At 74.3% G+C, this 18172-nt stretch carries 14 protein-coding genes, 1 rRNA gene and 2 pseudogenes; 12 read left to right on the forward strand and 5 right to left on the reverse strand.

Going from position 1 to position 18172, the window contains the following annotated elements:
* Positions 1 to 92 (forward strand): 5S ribosomal RNA (rrf, locus tag ACZ4EF_RS18465); the annotation flags it as partial.
* A gap of 101 nt (positions 93 to 193) precedes the next feature.
* Here rrf and ACZ4EF_RS18470 read toward each other — a convergent pair.
* Positions 194 to 1555: a hypothetical protein gene (locus tag ACZ4EF_RS18470; protein ID WP_467505399.1), complete on the reverse strand. Its 1362-nt coding sequence runs from the start codon at positions 1553 to 1555 to the stop codon at positions 194 to 196.
* Here ACZ4EF_RS18470 and ACZ4EF_RS18475 point away from each other — a divergent pair.
* Positions 1526 to 2353, forward strand: a pseudogene (locus ACZ4EF_RS18475) (hypothetical protein); the annotation flags it as partial. The gene ACZ4EF_RS18470 and the pseudogene ACZ4EF_RS18475 overlap by 30 nt on opposite strands.
* Positions 2354 to 2735: 382 nt before the next feature.
* Here ACZ4EF_RS18475 and ACZ4EF_RS18480 read toward each other — a convergent pair.
* A complete protein-coding gene (locus tag ACZ4EF_RS18480) occupies positions 2736 to 4013 on the reverse strand; it encodes a DUF1015 domain-containing protein (protein ID WP_467505401.1) in 1278 nt (425 codons plus the stop codon).
* A gap of 75 nt (positions 4014 to 4088) precedes the next feature.
* On the opposite strand from ACZ4EF_RS18480, the gene ACZ4EF_RS18485 reads away from it, so the two are divergent.
* Positions 4089 to 5108 (forward strand): HAD-IIA family hydrolase, encoded by a 1020-nt coding sequence (locus ACZ4EF_RS18485; RefSeq protein ID WP_391161361.1) that lies wholly within the window; start codon positions 4089 to 4091, stop codon positions 5106 to 5108.
* 236 nt (positions 5109 to 5344) lie between these two features.
* Here the strand turns inward: ACZ4EF_RS18485 and ACZ4EF_RS18490 are convergent, their stop codons facing one another.
* The gene (locus ACZ4EF_RS18490; RefSeq protein WP_467505404.1) at positions 5345 to 6259 is read right to left on the reverse strand and encodes a siderophore-interacting protein; all 915 of its coding nucleotides are present in this window, start codon (positions 6257 to 6259) and stop codon (positions 5345 to 5347) included.
* Between the two features lie 4 nt (positions 6260 to 6263).
* Positions 6264 to 7307, reverse strand: coding sequence for an ABC transporter substrate-binding protein (locus ACZ4EF_RS18495; protein ID WP_391048636.1), 1044 nt, complete (start codon positions 7305 to 7307; stop codon positions 6264 to 6266).
* 197 nt (positions 7308 to 7504) lie between these two features.
* Here ACZ4EF_RS18495 and ACZ4EF_RS18500 point away from each other — a divergent pair, with 197 nt between their 5' ends.
* The 3 genes and pseudogenes from ACZ4EF_RS18500 to ACZ4EF_RS18510 form a co-directional block, all read left to right on the forward strand.
* Positions 7505 to 8470 carry a FecCD family ABC transporter permease gene (locus ACZ4EF_RS18500; protein WP_355333618.1) on the forward strand — a complete coding sequence of 322 codons (966 nt, stop codon included), beginning with the start codon at positions 7505 to 7507 and terminating at the stop codon, positions 8468 to 8470.
* Positions 8467 to 9501 carry a FecCD family ABC transporter permease gene (locus tag ACZ4EF_RS18505; RefSeq protein ID WP_467505406.1) on the forward strand — a complete coding sequence of 345 codons (1035 nt, stop codon included), beginning with the start codon at positions 8467 to 8469 and terminating at the stop codon, positions 9499 to 9501. Before ACZ4EF_RS18500 ends, ACZ4EF_RS18505 begins: the two co-directional genes overlap by 4 nt.
* Before the next feature lie 200 nt (positions 9502 to 9701).
* A pseudogene (locus tag ACZ4EF_RS18510) lies at positions 9702 to 10499 on the forward strand (ABC transporter ATP-binding protein); the annotation flags it as partial.
* 250 nt (positions 10500 to 10749) lie between these two features.
* Here the strand turns inward: ACZ4EF_RS18510 and ACZ4EF_RS18515 are convergent.
* Entirely contained in the window at positions 10750 to 11097 is a 348-nt protein-coding gene (locus tag ACZ4EF_RS18515; RefSeq protein WP_355333615.1) for an SCP2 sterol-binding domain-containing protein, read from the reverse strand.
* Between the two features lie 161 nt (positions 11098 to 11258).
* On the opposite strand from ACZ4EF_RS18515, the gene ACZ4EF_RS18520 reads away from it, so the two are divergent.
* From ACZ4EF_RS18520 to ACZ4EF_RS18545, 6 genes are all read left to right on the forward strand, one after another.
* Complete coding sequence (locus ACZ4EF_RS18520; RefSeq protein ID WP_467505408.1) at positions 11259 to 12350, forward strand: histone; 1092 nt, start codon at positions 11259 to 11261, stop codon at positions 12348 to 12350.
* Complete coding sequence (locus tag ACZ4EF_RS18525; RefSeq protein WP_467505410.1) at positions 12343 to 12657, forward strand: hypothetical protein; 315 nt, start codon at positions 12343 to 12345, stop codon at positions 12655 to 12657. Before ACZ4EF_RS18520 ends, ACZ4EF_RS18525 begins: the two co-directional genes overlap by 8 nt.
* Before the next feature lie 10 nt (positions 12658 to 12667).
* Entirely contained in the window at positions 12668 to 13474 is an 807-nt protein-coding gene (locus ACZ4EF_RS18530) for a TlyA family RNA methyltransferase (RefSeq protein WP_391048624.1), read from the forward strand.
* Entirely contained in the window at positions 13471 to 14430 is a 960-nt protein-coding gene (locus ACZ4EF_RS18535; RefSeq protein ID WP_355333527.1) for an NAD kinase, read from the forward strand. Before ACZ4EF_RS18530 ends, ACZ4EF_RS18535 begins: the two co-directional genes overlap by 4 nt.
* Before the next feature lie 376 nt (positions 14431 to 14806).
* Positions 14807 to 16558: a DNA repair protein RecN gene (recN, locus tag ACZ4EF_RS18540; RefSeq protein WP_391048619.1), complete on the forward strand. Its 1752-nt coding sequence runs from the start codon at positions 14807 to 14809 to the stop codon at positions 16556 to 16558.
* A 755-nt stretch (positions 16559 to 17313) separates the two neighbouring features.
* The gene (locus ACZ4EF_RS18545) at positions 17314 to 18159 is read left to right on the forward strand and encodes a hypothetical protein (protein ID WP_355333523.1); all 846 of its coding nucleotides are present in this window, start codon (positions 17314 to 17316) and stop codon (positions 18157 to 18159) included.
* Positions 18160 to 18172: the final 13 nt, after the last annotated feature.

An 18172-nucleotide genomic window follows, 5' to 3' on the forward strand; every position in this document is an offset into this window, starting at 1 on the left:
CGCCCGGTTACATTCCGAACCCGGAAGCTAAGCCTTTCAGCGCCGATGGTACTGCAGGGGGGACCCTGTGGGAGAGTAGGACACCGCCGAACAATCTTTATGGACCCTCGGTCCTGGCCTAAGCGCTGGGACCGGGGGTCTTTTTTCGTTGTTCTTCGGTGCGCGTCCTCTCCGTCATGGCGAGAGACTCGCACTACAGCAGTACGATCCGACAGGAGTCACGTCGATGCCCAACTCGCCTGAAGACCGGCCCGAGCGTCCCGAACGCCGGGACTCGCGCCCGAACGGCGGCGGCGACCGCGGGGGTTACCGCAGCAGCGGTCCGCGGCGGGACGGTGACCGTCCCACCGGCGGCTTCCGTCGCGACGATCGACGTGACGACCGTCCGCGGGGCCCGCGTCGCGAAGACGACCGTGGCGGCTACCGCCCGCGCGACGACCGCCGCGACAGTGGTGGCCGTCCTCCGGCCGGCGGCGGCTACCGCCCCCGTGACGACCGTCCCAGGGACGACCGCCCGCGCCAGGACCGCCCCCGCGACGACCGCTCCGGCGGTGGCGGCGGTGGCTTCCGCCCGCGTGACGACCGGCCTCGTTTTGACCGCCCGCGCGAGGACCGTCCCGGCGGTGGTGGCGGTTTCCGTCGTGACGACCGTCCGCGTGACGACCGGCGCGACGACCGTCCCCGTGGCCCGCGCCGTGAGGACGACCGCGGCGGCTACCGCCCCCGCGACGACCGTCCCAGGGACGACCGGCCCCGTCAGGACCGGCCCGGCGGCGGTGGCGGTGGCTTCCGCCCGCGCGATGACCGGCCTCGTTTTGACCGCCCGCGCGAGGACCGTCCCGGCGGTGGCGGTGGTTTCCGTCGTGACGACCGTCCGCGTGACGACCGTCCGCGTGACGACCGGCGCGATGACCGTCCCCGTGGCCCGCGCCGTGAGGACGACCGTGGCGGCTACCGCCCCCGCGACGACCGTCCCAGGGACGACCGCCCGCGCCAGGACCGCCCCCGCGACGACCGCTCCGGCGGTGGCGGCGGTGGCTTCCGCCCGCGTGACGACCGGCCTCGTTTTGACCGCCCGCGCGAGGACCGTCCCCGTGACGACAGGCCCCGTGACGACCGCCCCCGCTTCGACAGGCCGCGTGACGACCGGCGCGACGACCGGTCCGGCGGTGGCTTCCGTCCCCGTGAGGACCGGCCGCGCTACGACCGCCCGCGTGACGACCGCCCCGGTGGCGGCGGTGGCGGGTTCCGCAGGGACGACAGGCCCCGTGACGACCGTCCCCGTTTCGACGGCCCGCGTGACGACCGCCCGCGCGGTCCGCGCCGCGACGACGACCGTCCCCGTTTCGACCGGCCCCGCGACGACCGCCGCGATGACCGCCGTGACGACCGTCCGCGTGGCCCGCGCCGGGACGACGACCGGGACCGTGGCGGCCAGGGGCGTCGCCCCGTGGTCGAGGGCCGCGGCCGGTTCGAGAACCGGGGCAGGGACGACCGCCGTGAGGAGCGGGAGCCCGTCCGCAGGCTGCCGATCCCTGACGAGGTCACCGGCCACGAGATCGACCCGAGCGTGCGCCAGGAGCTGATGAGCCTGCCGAAGACGCTCGCGGAGGACGTGGCGCGCAACCTCGTCATGGTGGCCCGGCTGCTGGACGAGGAGCCCGAGCAGGCGTACGCGTACTCGCGCGTCGCGCTGCGTCTTGCGTCCCGCGTCGCGGCCGTCAGGGAAGCGGCGGGCTTCGCGTCGTACGCCAGTGAGCGGTACGCCGAGGCGCTGGCCGAATTCCGGGCGACCCGGCGGATGACCGGCACCGTCGACCTGTGGCCGGTGATGGCGGACTGCGAGCGCGGTCTCGGCCGTCCGGAGCGCGCGCTGGAGATGGCGGGCGCCCCCGAGGTGCACAAGCTGGACAAGGCCGGCCAGGTCGAGATGCGCCTGGTCGCGGCCGGGGCCCGGCAGGACATGGGCCAGGACGAGGCCGCGGTGGTCACCCTCCAGAGCTCCGAGCTGGCGTCCAACGCCGTGCACCCGTGGACCGCCCGCCTGCGGTACGCCTACGCGGACGCGCTGCTGCGCGTCGGCCGTGAGCGCGAGGGCCGCGACTGGTTCGCGAAGGCGCTCGAAGCCGACCACAACGGCACCACCGACGCCTCCGACCGCCTCGCCCAGCTCGACGGCGTGGAATTCGTCGACGCCATCGACGAGGACGACGCGGCCGAGTCCGAGTCCGAGCCCCAGCGGCCGGACACGACGGACGAGGCGGCGGACGACGAGGACGACGCCGACGACACGGACGACGACGTTTCGGACGACGACGTCTCCGACGAGGACGTCTCCGACGAGGACGACGACGAGACCTCCGAGACCTCCGAGGAGCCCGCCGGCGGTACCGACGAGTCCGCGCCGGACGAGGACGACTCGGACGACGAGGACGACGACGAAGGCGCCCACGACGCAGAGGGCTCCGACGACGCCGAGAAGGCCGGGCAGAAGGCCGAGGCGGCCGACGGCGCCGCCCCGTCCTCCTTCCTCGACTCGCCGTTCCGCGAGCCCGCCGCCCACGGCGAGCCGAAGAGCGACGACGAGGACTGACACCCGCACGCGTCCCACGTGAAAGGGCGGCACCCGCACACCGCGGGTGCCGCCCTCTCGTATGCCCGGCTACGACCCGCCCGCGCCTCGACTCCGCCCCGCCTCCGCCCCGCCTCCGCCACGACCCGGACGAGGCGCCGGATCAGCCGAGTCCGACGCTGCGCATCACCAGTCCGCTCGCCGGTTTCGGGCCGAAGGACGTGGACTTGCGAGGCATGGTCACGCCCTGGCGGGCGAGGTCGCGGACGACGTCCTCGTGCACCGGGTGCATGAGGACGGCCGTGCCGTGCAGCCGTTCCGCGAGGCCGACGGCGGCGGCCGTGTCGTGGATGTAGCGGATGTCCTCGGGGGAGTCGGGGACTTTCCAGACGTCGTCGAGCAGCAGGCTGTGCAGGACGGCGGCGTCCAGGCGGCGCCATTGCGCGGGGCGGTCGGCCGGTACGCCGCGCTCGATGGCCGCCGGGTCGGGGCGGTCCAGCAGGTGGAAGCCGCCGTCGCCCGCGAGCAGGAAGGCGTTGCCGTCGTCCGCGGCCTGCGCCAGCGCGTCGAGCGCGCCGGCCAGCGAAGGACCGGGCAGCGGCCGTACGCGGAAGGTGGTGCGGGCGGCCTCCAGCGCGTCGGCCAGCGGCAGCCGGGGCAGGACGCGGTGGATGGCGCGTACCCGCAGCGGGTAGCGGGCGGTGTCGACCAGCAGGACGAGGCCGTAGTCCCAGGGGGTGCCGGGGCGGTGGGCCGCCTGGAGCAGCCGGTAGGTCGCCCAGCGGTGGTGGCCGTCGGCGATCAGGGCCTGGTGGGACGCGAGATCGGCCTCGACAGCCGCGTGGTCGGCGGGGTCGGGGAGCGCCCACAGCCGGTGCCGTACCCCGTCCTCGGTGACCGTGGCCAGCAGCGGCTCGGCGTCGGCGGCGGTGCGGTCGATGACGGCGGCCGTCGCGTCGCCCTGGCGGTAGGACAGCAGCAGCGGCTCCAGATTGGCGCCGGTCGCGCGCATCAGGGCCGCGCGGTCGGCGACCGGGCCGGGCATGACGTCCTCGTGCGGCAGGACGACGCCGTCCTCCGGCGGTGTGAGCCGCAGTGCGCCGATCACCCCGCGCTGGAGGTGGTCGCCGTCGCGCTGTTCGTAGACGTAGAGGGCGGGCAGCGGGTCGGCGGCGAGGACGCCCTCATCGAGCCAGGCGGTGAGGGTCCTGGCGGCCTTGCCGTGCCGGGCGGCCGGTGTCTCGGCCTCGGGGAGGATGAGCCGGACGACGTTGTGCGGGTCGGCCGTCTCCAACCGCCGCTGGCCGTCGGGGCGTACGACGACGTCGTACGGCGGTGAGGTCACCGCGGCCAGGCTGCCGACGCGCTGTCGTACGTAGCGGAGCCCGCGGAAGGGCTTCAGACGCAGGCCGTGCTCGCCGTTGAGTCCGGAGTTGGTCATCAGCGCATGCTATGTCCGGGGCGGCCATGAGGGATGATCGGGGTCATCGACGACACCCCGAGGAGCGAGCCCGTCATGACCCACCGGACCAGTCCGAACGGCACCGAAGGACCGCTGGACACGGCGTACGACACGGCGCTCCTCGACCTCGACGGGGTCGTGTACGCGGGCGGTGACGCCATCGCGCACGCGGTCGAGTCGCTGGCCGCGGCGAGCGGGCATGGGATGCGTCTCGCTTATGTGACGAACAACGCCTCGCGTACGCCGCAGGCCGTCGCGGAGCACCTCACAGACCTCGGGGTGCCCGCGGAGGCCGACGAGGTGATCACCTCGGCGCAGGCGGTGGCGCGGCTGATCGCCGATCAGGTGCCCGAGGGGGCGAAGGTGCTCGCGGTGGGCGGCGAGGGGCTGTTCGCGGCGCTGCGCGAGCGCGGGCTGCGGCCGGTGGAGTCGGCGGACGACGAGCCGGTGGCGGCCGTGCAGGGGTACGGGCCCGACCTGCGGTGGTCGCAGCTCGGGGAGATGGCGTACGCGGTGAACCGGGGCGTGCCGTGGTTCGCGTCCAACACGGATCTGACGATTCCGAGCGCGCGCGGGATCGCGCCGGGGAACGGCGCGGCGGTGGAGGTCGTACGGATCGCGACCGGCGGTGAGCCGCAGGTCGCGGGGAAGCCGCTGCCGCCGATGCACCGCGAGACGGTGATCAGGACGGGGGCGAAGCGGCCCCTGGTGGTGGGGGACCGGCTCGACACGGACATCGAGGGCGCGTACGCAGGCGAGGTGGATTCGCTGCTCGTGCTGACCGGGGTGACGGACGCGGCCCACCTGCTCGCCGCCGAGCCGCGCCACCGTCCCACGTATGTCGCCGCCGACCTGCGCGGGCTGCTGGCCGCGCAGCCGGAGGTCACGGCGGCCGACGGCGGCTTCCGCTGCGGGGGTTGGACCGCCTCCGCCGCCTCGGACGCGCTCGTGCTCGACGGTGACGGCGACGCGCTCGACGGACTGCGCGCGCTGTGCGCCGCGGCCTGGACGTCGGCGGGCGACGGCACGTGCGGCCTGGACGCGGACAAGGCACTGGCGCGGCTGGGTCTTTGAGCGTGGCTGGGCCTTTGAGCCCGGCTGGGATTTTGAGGCGGGCCGGTGCTCGGAGGCGGGCCGGCGCTCTGAGCCCGGTCAGGGCTCTGAGGCGGGCTCCATGATGCGGGCCCGGCCCGGCACTTGAGCCCGGCTGACCCGCGCGGGCGCGTCTGACCGCGCCGCACCCGCCCGCCTGACGCGGTGCGCCATGCGGTGCGCGCCATGCGGTGCGCGCCCCGTGGCGCGCGGCCGGGTCAGGCGTCCGCGTCCGCCGTGGCCTCGCTCTTCGCGCCCGCCTCGGCTTCGGCTCCCGCCTCGGCCTCGGCCTCGGCTTCGGCTTGCGCGACGGCCGCCGCCAGCAGGTCGTCCTCGGTGACGCCGTGCCGCCAGTAGCCGGTGAATTTGATCGCCTTGCGGTCGATGCCGCGGTCGTTGACCAGGTGGCGGCGGAGCGCGCGTGCCGAGGCGGCCTCGCCCGCGATCCAGGCGTAGGGGGTGCCGGAGGGCAGGTCCCCGGCGTCGCGGACGGCGGCCAGCAGCGCGGCGGTGCGGTCGGCGCCGGGGTGTTCCCGTACCAGCCAGGTGATGTCGGCGTCGGCGTCGGTGGTCAGCGGGATGCGGTCGTCGGGGTGGGCGACCTCGATCCAGACCTTGACGGGCATGCCCGCGGGCAGCCACTCCAGGATGCTCGCCACGGCGGGCAGCGCGGTCTCGTCGGCGGTCAGCAGCACCCAGTCGGTACCGGCGGGCGGCTGGAAGTCGACGCCGCCGTTGTCCTCGCCTGCCGGGGCGAGGATGCTCACCGGGTCGCCGGGCTTGACCTGTTGGGCCCAGCGGGAGGCGGGGCCGAGGTCGCCGTGCAGGGCGAAGTCGATGTCGATTTCCAGCGGGTCGCGGCGGACCGCGCGGATCGTGTACGTCCGCATGATGCCGCGGACGTCGGGGTCGAGGGCGCGCCAGTCGGCGTACCAGTCGGCGCCGAGCGGTTCCGGCAGCACCGGGCGGGTCTGGCCCCGCTGCGGCAGGAAGAGCTTGAAGCGCTGGTCCCGGCCGCCGCTCACGACGCCGGCCAGGTCGTCGCCGCCGAGCACGATCCGTACCAGCGTGGGCGACAGCCGCTCGGTGCGCAGGACGCGGGGGTGGAAGAAGAGGTAGGGCGCGGTGGACACGGCGTCAGCTCACCTTCTTCGCACCGGCGATGGCCTTGGTCAGCGCCTCGATCTGGGCGGCGCACTTGTCGTACGAGAAGATCGGCTCGCTCGGCCAGCCGATGACCTGTCCGGCCTTGACGGCGGCCAGTTGCGCCCAGGTGGGCTTGGCCGCCAGGTCCTTGGGCTGGAGGGTCGCGGTGCGGTTGTCGAGCATGATGATGTCGGGCTTGTACTTGTCGGCGTTCTCCCAGCTCAGCGTCTCGAAGAAGCCGCCTTCGACCTTGTCGGGGACGATGAAGTCGACGCCGAGGCTCTTGTAGTAGCTGAGGTCGGACGCGGAGGGCGGGGTCGAGACGTAGAAGGAGTCGGCGCTGCCGGAGGCGGCCATCACCTTGATGCCGCCGGACGCCTTGGCGGCGGCGCGCAGATCGGCGGACGCCTTCTCGAAGCGGGCCTTGGCGGCGGCGTTGGTGGTCGAGTTCATGTCCGCGCCCAGGGAGGCGGCGAGTTCGGCGTACCGCTGGAGCGGGGTGGTGATCGGGACGCCCTTGAGGCTGATGCCGACGCTGGGCGCGATGCCGAGGATCTTCTTGGCGCTCTCGTCCGGCACGTACCAGAGGGTCGGCGCCTCGTACATGTGGCTGATCAGCAGTTGGGGGGAGAGGGCCGCGTACTTCTCGATGTTGAACTCGCCCCAGGTGTTGCCGACCACGGTGAGCTTGCTGACGTCGAGGTCGCCCGCCTGGGCGTCGGCGCCGCCGCCCTTGACCGTGGTCGGGCCGAAGACGCCGACGCACTCGACGCCGTAGTCGTGCAGCGCGGCGGCGGCGCCGACGTAGGCGACCAGCTTGGCGGGGGTCTTGTCGAGCTTCACCGTGGTCTTGCGGTCGTCGGTGAAGGACCAGGGGCCCGCGGGGGTCTTGGCGCCGGAGTCCGCCGTGCCGCCGGAGTCGGCGCCCGAGTCCTTGGAGTCCTTGTCGGAGGAGCCGCCGCAAGCCGCGAGCAGGGCGCCGATACCGACGGAGCCGCCCACGGCGAGCACGCCGCGCCGCGACATTCCGGACATGGGTGAGAAACGAGGGGGATTCATCAAGACAGCCGCTCTGCTCGGAGTTGAGGTGGCCAGGTTAGGCTAACCTAATCACCGTGTTGGTCGATCGTCACTCCCCACCCGCTCCGGTCACCGGACAGCAGGTCGCCGGCCCACCGGCCGTCGAACGCCGCGGCAGCGTCGCGCGGGCGAACGCGAAACGCGCCGCCGGACTGCTCGCCGCCGTCGGCCTGCTGGTCGTCGTGGCCCTCGCGAGCATCGCCATCGGCGCCAAGGACATACCCGTCGACCAGGTCTGGCACGGGCTGTTCCACTACGCGGGCACCGACAACGACGTGGTGATCCGCAAACTGCGGCTGCCGCGTACGGTCCTCGGACTCCTCGTCGGCGCCGCGCTCGGCGTCGCGGGCGCGGCCATGCAGGCCCTCACCCGCAACCCGCTCGCCGACCCCGGACTGCTCGGCGTCAACGCGGGCGCCGCGGCGGCCGTCGTCTCCGCGATCAGCTTCTTCGGCGTGACCAGCATGAGCGGTTACGTGTGGTTCGCCCTCGGCGGCGCGGCCGTGGTCTCGGCGCTGGTCTACGTCATCGGTGGCAGCCGGTCCGCGACCCCGGTCCGCCTCGCCCTCGCGGGCACCGCCGTCACCGCCGTGCTCCAGGGCTGGACCACCGCCGTCGAACTCAGCGACAACGCGGCCCTGGACCGGATGCGCTTCTGGCAGGTCGGCTCGCTCGCCGCCGCCGACATGGCGACCGTCCGCTACGTGACCCCGTTCCTCCTGGCCGGCGCCGTACTCGCGTTCATCAGCGGCCGGCCGCTCAACGCCGTCGCGCTCGGCGACGACACCGCCCGCGGCCTCGGGGCCAAACTGACCCGCACCCGCGTGCTGGTGATGATCTCCATCACGCTGCTGTGCGGTGCGGCCACCGCCGCCTGCGGGCCCATCGTCTTCATCGGCCTGATGGTGCCGCACGTCGTACGCGGCATCACCGGACCCGACATGCGCTGGATCCTGCCCTACGCGGCCGTGCTGTCACCGGTGCTGCTGCTCGGCGCTGACGTGGTCGGACGGCTCATCACCCGCCCGGCCGAACTCCAGGTCGGCATCGTCACCGCGGTCCTCGGCGGACCGGTCTTCATCGCCCTCGTACGCCGCCGAAGGATGGCCGAACTGTGAGAGAACCCGTACTGCGCACCCGCGGCGGACTGTCCGTCCGGTTCGACCGGCGCGCGGCCGCCGTCTCCTGCGTCCTGCTGCTCGCGGCCCTCGCCGTCTCCGTCGTCCTGATCGGCACGGGCGACTACGCCATCGCCCCGCTCGACGTCGTCCGCACCCTGACCGGACACGGCACCGCCGCCCAGGAGTTCATCGTCCGCGACCTGCGGCTGCCGCGGGTGATCGTGGCGCTGCTCGTCGGCGCCGCGCTCGGCATGGCGGGCGCCGCCTTCCAGACCGTCTCCCGCAACCCGCTCGGCAGCCCCGACGTCATCGGCTTCGGCCAGGGCTCCGCCGCGGGCGCGCTGATCGTCATCGTGCTGCTCAAGGGCAGCGCCTACCAGGTCTCCATCGGCGCGGTCGCGGGCGGACTGCTCACCGGCATCGCCGTCTACGTGCTGGCCTGGAAGCGCGGGGTGCACGGCTACCGGCTGGTGCTGATCGGCATCGGCGCCTCGGCCGTACTGTCGGCCGTCAACAGCTATCTGCTGGTCAAGGCCGACTTCGTGGACGCCGCCCGCGCGATCGTCTGGATCACCGGCTCCCTCGACGGCCGCGACTGGAACCAGGTCTGGCCGCTGCTCGTCGCCTGCGGCGTCCTCATGCCCCTGCTGCTGTCCCAGGGACGCGCGCTGCGGATCAGCGAGATGGGCGACGACGCGGCGGCGGCGCTGGGCGTCCGCGTGGAACGCACCCGGCTGATCGTCGTACTCGGCGCCGTCCTGCTCACCGCGTCCGCCACCGCGGCGGCGGGCCCCATCGCCTTCATCGCGCTGACCGCGCCCCAACTGGCCCGGCGCCTGACCCGTTCGCCGGGTGTCTCGCTGCTGTCGTCCGCGCTGTTGGGCGCCGCGCTGCTCGTCGCCGCCGACCTGGCCGCCCAACGCGCCTTCGGCTCAGGCCAAGTGCCGGTCGGTGTCGCCACCGGCGTGCTCGGCGGCGGCTATCTGCTGTGGCTGCTGATCGCGGAGCGGAGGGCCGGACGGATATGAGGACGCGTACGGAACGCGAGGAGCGTACGGAGAACGCGCGGAGCGCGGTCGACCCGGAACGTACGCAGGGCGCGGCCGGCCCCGAGCGTACGGCGCTCACAGCGCGGCTGAGACCGCGCCGCGGCGGCCGACGGAAGCAGCCGCGGCCACCGGCAGACACCACCCGCCAGACCCCTTCGGCAGAACACGGAGCGTCCCGCATGACCCGCCTCGCCGCCGAGTCCGTCACTCTCGCGTACGACCAGCGGGTCATCGCGAAGGAGCTGTCGGTCGCCATACCCGACCAGTCCTTCACCGTCATCGTCGGACCGAACGCCTGCGGCAAGTCGACATTGCTGCGCGCGCTGTCGCGGCTGCTGAAGCCGGCCGCGGGCCAGGTCCTGCTGGACGGCCAGGCCATCGGCACGCTGCCCGCGAAGGCGGTCGCCAGGACGCTGGGGCTGCTCCCGCAGAGCTCGGTGGCGCCCGACGGGATCACCGTGTCGGGGCTGGTGTCGCGCGGCCGGTACCCGCACCAGGGGCTGCTGCGGCAGTGGTCGCCCGAGGACGAGCGAATCGTCGACGAATCGATGGCGGCGACCGGCGTCACCGCCCTGGCTGATCGCTATGTCGACGAACTGTCCGGCGGACAGCGCCAACGCGTCTGGATCGCCATGGCCCTCGCCCAGCAGACCCCGCTGCTGCTGCTCGACGAGCCGACCACCTTCCTCGACATCCAGCACCAGCTCGACGTGCTCGACCTCTGCGCGGAACTCCACGAACAGCGCGGCCGTACGCTCGTCGCCGTCCTGCACGACCTCAACCAGGCCGCGCGCTACGCCACTCACCTGATCGCCATGCGCGACGGCCGGATCGAGGCGCAGGGGCCGCCCGCCGAGATCATCACCGCGGAGCTGGTGGAGCGGGTCTTCGGGGTGCGCTGCCGGATCATCGAGGACCCGGAGAGCGGTACGCCGCTGGTGGTGCCCGCCGCGCGGCGGGCCGGTGCGGTGGCGGCCGGCGCGACCCTCACCGACGCCGAGCCGGGCCAGGACTCGGAACCGGCTCCCGGCGTCAAGTCCGGTACGGGTTCCGACCCCGTCGATTCCGTGCCCGGTTCCGGGTCTGGTTCCGTGCCGGGGGCCGGGTCTGATGCCGTGCCAGGCTCGGGGCCGGGTTCGGTGTCGGATTCCGGGTCAGGTGCCGCGCGTGGCTCCGCGTCGGAAGCCGGTTCCGTATCCGGATCCGGTGACTCCGCGCCCGGCCCGCTTACAGCAGAGACCGCAGACGCAGGACGTCCCGCAGGCCGGCCTGGAGCTTGACCCGGCCGCTGCCCCACGCCTTGGCGAAGTTCAACTCGCCGCCGACCAGGGCGACCAGGTCGTCGCCCGACATGGTCAGCCTGATCTGCGCCTTGTCGGCGGGCGTGCCCGGCACGGTCGTCACGTCCTCGATCCGGCCGCCGGACAGCCGCCCCACGAAGGTCACGTCCAGATCGGTGATCCGGCAGCTCAGGGAGCGGTCCATGGCGGCGGCTGAGCGCACGCCGCCCTCGGCGTCGGCGAGGTTCGCCGCCAGTCGGTCGAGCGCGCTGCGGCACTCCTCGATCGTCGCCATCGGTGCGGTGTCCTTCTGGATCGTGCCGGATCGTGCGCGGTCCGCGCGCACGTCCGGACGACGCTACCGCAGCACCGCGGGGCACCGTGCTCGGGCCGCGGTCGCGATACGCGGTAGCGTCGTGACCGGATACGTCAACGGCGAGGCGAGGAGTGTGAGCGATGCGGGACGCGCTGCGTACCTGTCTACAGATCGCGGGCGGCCTGACCGAGGCCACCCGGCGGCGCACGATCGACGCGGCGAGGGAGCTGCTCGACCAGACGGGAATAGACGTCGACGCCGTCCAGCGCAGGATCGGCTCCGCCATTCCGGCCGAAGTCCAGACCCTCGCCGACGAGCTGATGGCCTCGGGCCGGGCCAACCGTGACCTGCTCCTCGGACTCATCCGGGACGAAGTCGACAAGACGATGAGCCGGGTCGGCCGCCTCGCCGACGAAGTGACGAAGGTCGGTGTCGTCCTCGAAACGCTCGAACGGCGCATCGGGAACCTGGAGTCCACCGACGAGGACGCGGCCGACAGCGGTGCCGGGCAGGCCCGGCCCTCGGAGGCGGCTCCCCGGCGCGGCGCCGCCCCGCCGGTCCAGCACGTCAAGGTCGAGCCGGACGCGGCGCCCGCCGCCGCGCCCGCGAAGAAGGCGGCCCCGGCCGCGGCGACCGCTCCCAAGGGCACGGCGTCGACCGCGGTCCGCAAGGCGGCGGCGAAGAAGGCGCCTTCGGCGCGGAAGACGGCGGCCAAGAAGTCGGCGACTCCTTCTCCGGCCGCTCCGGCTTCCCCGGCCTCCCCGGCGGCGAAGAAGGCCGCCCCGACCCGGAAGACCGCCACCGCGGGTACGGGCCCGGCCGCCACGAAGACCGCGTCCGCCAAGAAGGCCGCGGCCAAGAAGACCGCGCCCGCGAAGAAGTCCGCCACCCGCAAGACCACTCCGGCCAGGCCCACTCCGGCCCAGGCGGCCCCTCCGGCGCCTGCGGCCCCCGCGACGCCGGAACAGCCGGAAGGCACCGCCCCGGCGAAGAAGGCGACGGCGAAGAAGGCGACACCCGAGAAGACGGTGGCCAAGAAGACGGCAGCCAAGAAGGCCCCCGCGGCGAAGAAGGCGTCCGCCGTCAAGAAGACCGCCGCGGTGAAGAAGTCGGCGACGGCCAGGACGGCCACGACGAAGAAGGCCGCGGCCAAGAAGGCGCCCGCCGCGAAGAAGGCCACGCCCGCGAAGAAGTCCGCACCGGGGCCTGAGGCGGGTAACGGCGGTGAGTGACCTCAATTTCGGGCCGTCCGGTGCCGCACCGGCACCGGACGGCGACGAGGCGCCGGACGCTGCACCGGCGCAGGACGCCGACGCGGCCGGACCGGCGGACGGGGCCGTTCACGCCCTCCCGGAGGCGGCCGGTCCCGTACCGCTCGGCGTGGTGCTGCGGGAGACGGGGAATGCCGACGTGGACGCGGCGGTTGCCCGGCTGTCGGACGCCGACGAACTGCCGACCGCGGGACACATAGAGGTGTACGAGGACGCGCACCGCGGATTGCGGGACGCACTCGCCGCGCTGGACGAGAACAGGAGCTGAACCGTACGTGGTGGCACGACGCCGACTCGACGCCGAGCTGGTGCGCCGGAGTCTCGCGCGCTCGCGGGAGCACGCAAGCCAGTTGATCGCCGCCGGGCGGGTGACCGTCGGCGGCGCGACCGCCACGAAGGCGGCCACGCAGGTGGAGACCAGCGCCGCCGTGGTGGTGGCGCGGGACGCCGACGAACCCGACTACGTGTCGCGCGGCGGCCACAAGCTGGCCGGCGCGCTCGCCGCGTTCCAGCCGCGCGGGCTGACCGTCGAGGGCCGCAGGGCGCTCGACGCGGGCGCGTCCACCGGCGGCTTCACCGATGTGCTGCTGCGGGCGGGCGCCGCCGAGGTCGTCGCGGTCGACGTCGGCTACGGCCAGCTGGCCTGGTCGTTGCAGAGCGACGACCGCGTCACCGTCAAGGACCGTACGAACGTCCGCGAGTTGACGCTCGACCACATCGACGGCACCCCCGTCGACCTGATCGTCGGCGACCTGTCGTTCATTCCGCTCGGTCTGGTGCTGCCCGCGCTCGTACGGTGCGCCGCGCCCGACGCCGATCTCGTACTGATGGTGAAGCCGCAGTTCGAGGTGGGTAGGGAACGACTGGGCAGCGGTGGCGTCGTCCGCAGCACCCAGCTGCGGGCCGAGAGCGTACGCAAGGTCGCCGCTCAGGGGGCGGAGCTGGGGCTCGGGGTGCTGGGCGTCACGGCCAGTCCGCTGCCCGGACCGTCCGGGAATGTGGAATATTTTCTGTGGCTGCGGGCCGGTGCGCCTCCTCTGGACCCGGCCGATGTCGACCGTGCTGTGGCGGAGGGGCCCCGTTGACCACCAAGACCGAATCCGGAACCGGATCCGAAGCCGGACGCGACGCGCAGTGCGGACCGGGCGGCGCCCGTACCGTCTTCCTGCTCGCCCACACCGGCCGCCCGGCCGCCATCCGCAGTGCGGAACGCGTGGTCAAGGGGCTGCTGAGGTGCGGGATCGGCGTACGGCTGCTCGCCGAGGAGGCCGCGGACCTGCCGCTGCCCGCCGAGGTCGAGCACGTCACGGAGCCGGGGCCCGAGTCCGTCGAGGGCTGCGAGCTGATCGTCGTACTCGGCGGCGACGGCACACTGCTGCGCGGCGCCGAATTCGCCCGCGCCTCCGGGGTCCCGCTGCTCGGCGTGAACCTCGGCCGGGTCGGCTTCCTCGCCGAGGCCGAGCGGGACGACCTCGACAAGGTCGTCGACCGCGTCGTCACCCGCGAGTACGAGGTCGAGGAGCGGATGACCCTCGACGTCCTGGTCCGCAACGACGGGCACATCGTGCACACCGACTGGGCGCTCAACGAGGCCTCGGTCGAGAAGGCGTCCCGCGAACGCCTCCTGGAGGTCGTCACCGAGGTCGACGGCCGCCCGGTCTCCCGCTTCGGCGGCGACGGCGTCGTCTGCGCCACCCCCACCGGCTCCACCGCCTACGCCTTCTCGGCCGGCGGGCCCGTCGTCTGGCCCGAGGTCGAAGCGCTCCTGATGGTGCCCATCAGCGCCCACGCCCTCTTCGCCAAGCCCCTGGTGACCTCGCCCCGCTCCGTCCTCGCCGTCGAGGTCCAGCCCAAGACGCCGCACGGCGTCCTGTGGTGCGACGGCCGCCGCACCGTCGAGCTTCTCGCCGGTGCCCGCGTCGAAGTCCGCCGGGGCGCCGTGCCCGTGCGGCTGGCCCGGCTCCACCACGCCTCCTTCACGGACCGTCTCGTCGCCAAATTCGCCCTCCCCGTCGCCGGATGGCGCGGCGCCCCCCAATAACCCGCCTGACGGCGGACCGTTCGCTACGCGCAGGCGGGCGCCCGTCGCGGGCGTGAGGACAGGGTGCTGCCCTTGCGCAGGGCCTGGTTCTTAGGGGCGCGGGGAACCGCGCGACCAGCCCCCACCGGGCCGTCGGCCCGAGAACAGCCGGTCTGCCCCGCTGGGGCCGGTGGTGCCCCGCCGGAGCGCTTCGGCGGGCCGCGCAGCCCCAGCCGCCCCTGAAAAGACCGGTGTGCCGCCCCGGCGAAGAAAGGCCCGGGGCCGCGCCCCGGAAGACGCTTGCCCACTCCGAGAGGGTGACACGTTCGGGGCCGAGCCACGGAGATGCGCACCGCCCCCCGCAGGGGACCGTCGCGCGGCGGGGCGCAAACCTCGTATGGTCGTACCCGTGTTGGAGGAAATGCGAATCCGGTCGCTCGGGGTCATCGAGGACGCCGTGGTGGAACTCTCACCCGGCTTCACCGCGGTGACCGGCGAGACCGGTGCGGGCAAGACCATGGTCGTGACCAGCCTCGGCCTGCTCCTGGGCGGCCGGGCCGATCCTGCGCTGGTACGCATCGGCGCGAAGGCGGCGTCCGTCGAGGGCCGGATAACGATGGCCCCCGGCAACCGGGCCTCCGTACGGGCGGAGGAAGCGGGCGCGGAGCTGGACGACGGCGCGCTGCTGATCAGCCGTACCGTCTCGGCGGAAGGCCGCTCACGGGCGTTCGTGGGCGGCCGTACCGTCCCGGTCGGGCTGCTCGGCGAGCTGGCGGACGACCTGGTGGCCGTGCATGGCCAGACCGACCAGCAGGGCCTGCTGCGCCCGGCGCGGCAGCGCGAGGCCCTGGACCGGTACGCGGGCGACGCCGTCGCGGCGCCGCTGGCGAAGTACGGGTCGGCCTACCGCAGGCTGCGGGAGGTCGCGGCGGAGCTGGACGAGCTGACGACGCGGGCCAGGGAGCGCGCGCAGGAAGCGGACCTGCTGCGGTTCGGCATCGAGGAAGTGGCGGCGGCCGAGCCGGTCGCGGGCGAGGACACCGAACTGGCCGCCGAGGCGGCCCGCCTCGGCCACGCCGAGGCGCTGGCGAGCGCGGCGGCCATCGCGCACGCGGCGCTCGCGGGGAACCCGGAGGACCCGGAGGGCGTGGACGCGGGCACCCTCGTCGCGGGGGCGCAGCGCGCGGTGGACGCGGTCAGCGCGCACGACCCGGAGCTGGCGGGCCTGGCGGCCCGGCTCGGCGAGATCGGCATCCTGCTCGGTGACGTCTCGGGCGAGCTGGCGGGATACGCCGACAATCTGGACGCCGACCCGCTGCGGCTCGCGGCCGTCGAGGAGCGCAGGTCCGTACTGGCGCATCTGACGCGCAAGTACGGCGTCGACATCGACGGCGTGCTGGCCTGGGCCGAGGAGAGCGCCGCGCGGCTCGGCGAACTCGAGGGCGACGACGAGCGGATCGAAGGACTCACCGCGGAGCGGGACGCGCTCCGCGCGGAGCTGGGCGCGCTCGCCCAGGACCTGACCGACGCGCGGGGCGAGGCGGCGGACCGTTTCGCCGCCGCCGTCACCGCGGAACTCGCCGAGCTGGCGATGCCGCACGCCCGTGTCGGCGTCGCGATCCGGCAGACCGAGACGGCCGAGCCGGACGCCGGGATCGAGGTGGGCGGCCGGGCCGTGGCCTTCGGCCCGACCGGCGCCGACGAGGTGGAGCTGCAACTGGCCCCGCACCCCGGCTCCCCGGCCCGGCCGATCGCCAAGGGCGCCTCGGGCGGTGAGCTGTCGCGCGTCATGCTCGCCGTCGAGGTGGTCTTCGCCGGGTCCGACCCGGTGCCGACGTACCTCTTCGACGAGGTGGACGCCGGAGTCGGCGGCAAGGCGGCCGTCGAGGTCGGCCGCCGCCTGGCGCGCCTGGCCCGCACCGCGCAGGTCGTGGTCGTCACCCACCTCCCGCAGGTCGCGGCCTTCGCCGACCGGCAGCTCCTGGTCGAGAAGACCAACGACGGGTCCGTCACCCGCAGCGGCGTCACCATCCTGGAGGGCGAGGCCCGGGTGAAGGAGCTCTCCCGCATGCTCGCCGGTCTCGAGGACTCCGAACTGGGCCGCGCCCACGCCGAGGAACTCCTCGCCGCGGCCAAGGCGGCCCGCTGACCCCCCGACACCCCGGCCCGCTGCCGCCAGCCGCGTCGCCGAGCCGCTGACCGCCCCGGTCGAACGTGCCCAAGGTCTCGCGGCGGTCCGGCGCAGGCCGGGGCTGCCGGGAGCGCCAGCCGTGTCGCCGAGCCCCGGCCGCTCCGCTCGGACGTGGACGGGGTCTCGCGGCGGTCCGAGGAGCGGGCCCGGACGCCGAGGTCCGGCTGCGCCGCCGGTCCTGGCGTGAGGTCGCGTGGCCGTCCGGAGGCAGGCCGGTGCCGCCGGGGGTGTCAGCCGTGGCGCTGAGGCCCGGCCGTCCCGGTCGGAGCTGCCCGAGGAGTGTGTCTGGGACCGCAGGTCCGGATGGCGACGTGCGGGTGCGCCGCCCGGGCGGGCGGGGGGCGCGTGGCCGCCAGTCGTTGAGGCGGCGGGCGGCGGGCGGCGGGAGGGTGAGGGTCGGTCGGGGGGGCGGCCTGTCGAAGGAGGCCGGGTGCGGCGAGGGCGGTACGGCACCTCGGCTGCGGAGGGCCCTTGGCGGTCCGGGACAGGGGCGGGGCCGGACGCGGCGCGTCGGTCGAGCGGGCCTGCGGGCCCCTGGTGGTCCGGGTCCGGAGGACATCGGCGCGGTCGGATAATGTGCCGCGCGCGGCGGGAGCGCGCGGAGACGGCTTTCCGGGGGCGTGGCGGGGAAGGCTGTGCGGGCCGGGTAATTGCGCAGCCGGGCGCGGCGGTTGGCCGCGAGCGGACGACGGCGACGACGTGGAGGCAGCGGGATGAGCAGGCGTGGCTGGAAGGGGCGGTCGGGACGGCTGTCCGTCGGCATGGCGGCGGCCGGTGCGACCCGCGCGGCCTACGCGGAGCTGCGCAGGCGGCCCCCGGTCGAGGCCCGGATGTGGCAGCGCAGCAACTACGCGGGGCGCGGTGTGGAGCTGTACGGCGGCCTGGCCGCCGCGGCCGGGGCCGCGACCGCCCTGGGCACCGCGCGCGGCCTGACCGTACGCTCCCGGATCGCGGCCGTCGGCGCCGCACTGGCCGCGGGCGCCTGCGGGGCCTACGACGACCAGGCCGGCTCGCCCGACGAACGCGGCTTCGGCGCGCATCTGAAGGCGCTGCGCGAGGGCCGGTTCACCTCGGGCGCCGTGAAACTCCTCGGCATCGGCGCGGCCGGGCTCGCCGCGGGCACCCTGCTCAAGGTGCGGCCCTTCGACCAACTGCTCGCGGGCGTCGTCATCGCGGGCACCGCGCACGCGGTGAACCTGGTGGACATCTCGCCCGGCCGCGCCGCGAAGGCGGTCATCGCCGTCGGCGTGCCCGGCCTGCTGCGCCGCGGCCCCGCGGGAGTGCTGGCCGCGGCCCCCGTGGGCGCCGCGGCGGCCGTACTCGGCGACGACCTCAGCGAGCGGACGATGCTCGGCGACGGCGGCGCCCACGCGCTCGGCGCGGCGCTGGGCGCGGCGATCGTCGTCGCCAACGGCAGGACCGGGCTGCTGCTGCACGCGGCGGCGCTCATCGCGATGACCGCCGCGGGCGACCGGATCTCCTCCCACGAGCGGTTGTGGAACGCGCCCGGAGTGCGGCACGTTGACTCCTGGGGCCGCGTGGCACACCCGTATGGGTGATCCCAAGGGCGGG

This window comes from Streptomyces sp. NPDC025721, assembly GCF_055558595.1.

Coding starts and splice junctions, on each gene's coding strand:
- ACZ4EF_RS18480 (WP_467505401.1), bottom strand. CDS start 4,013: ATGACCAACTCCGGACTCAACGGCGAGCACGGCCTGCGTCTGAAGCCC.
- ACZ4EF_RS18495 (WP_391048636.1), bottom strand. CDS start 7,307: ATGTCCGGAATGTCGCGGCGCGGCGTGCTCGCCGTGGGCGGCTCCGTC.
- recN (WP_391048619.1), top strand. CDS start 14,807: ATGGTCGTACCCGTGTTGGAGGAAATGCGAATCCGGTCGCTCGGGGTC.
- ACZ4EF_RS18515 (WP_355333615.1), bottom strand. CDS start 11,097: ATGGCGACGATCGAGGAGTGCCGCAGCGCGCTCGACCGACTGGCGGCG.
- ACZ4EF_RS18520 (WP_467505408.1), top strand. CDS start 11,259: ATGCGGGACGCGCTGCGTACCTGTCTACAGATCGCGGGCGGCCTGACC.
- ACZ4EF_RS18485 (WP_391161361.1), top strand. CDS start 4,089: ATGACCCACCGGACCAGTCCGAACGGCACCGAAGGACCGCTGGACACG.
- ACZ4EF_RS18545 (WP_355333523.1), top strand. CDS start 17,314: ATGAGCAGGCGTGGCTGGAAGGGGCGGTCGGGACGGCTGTCCGTCGGC.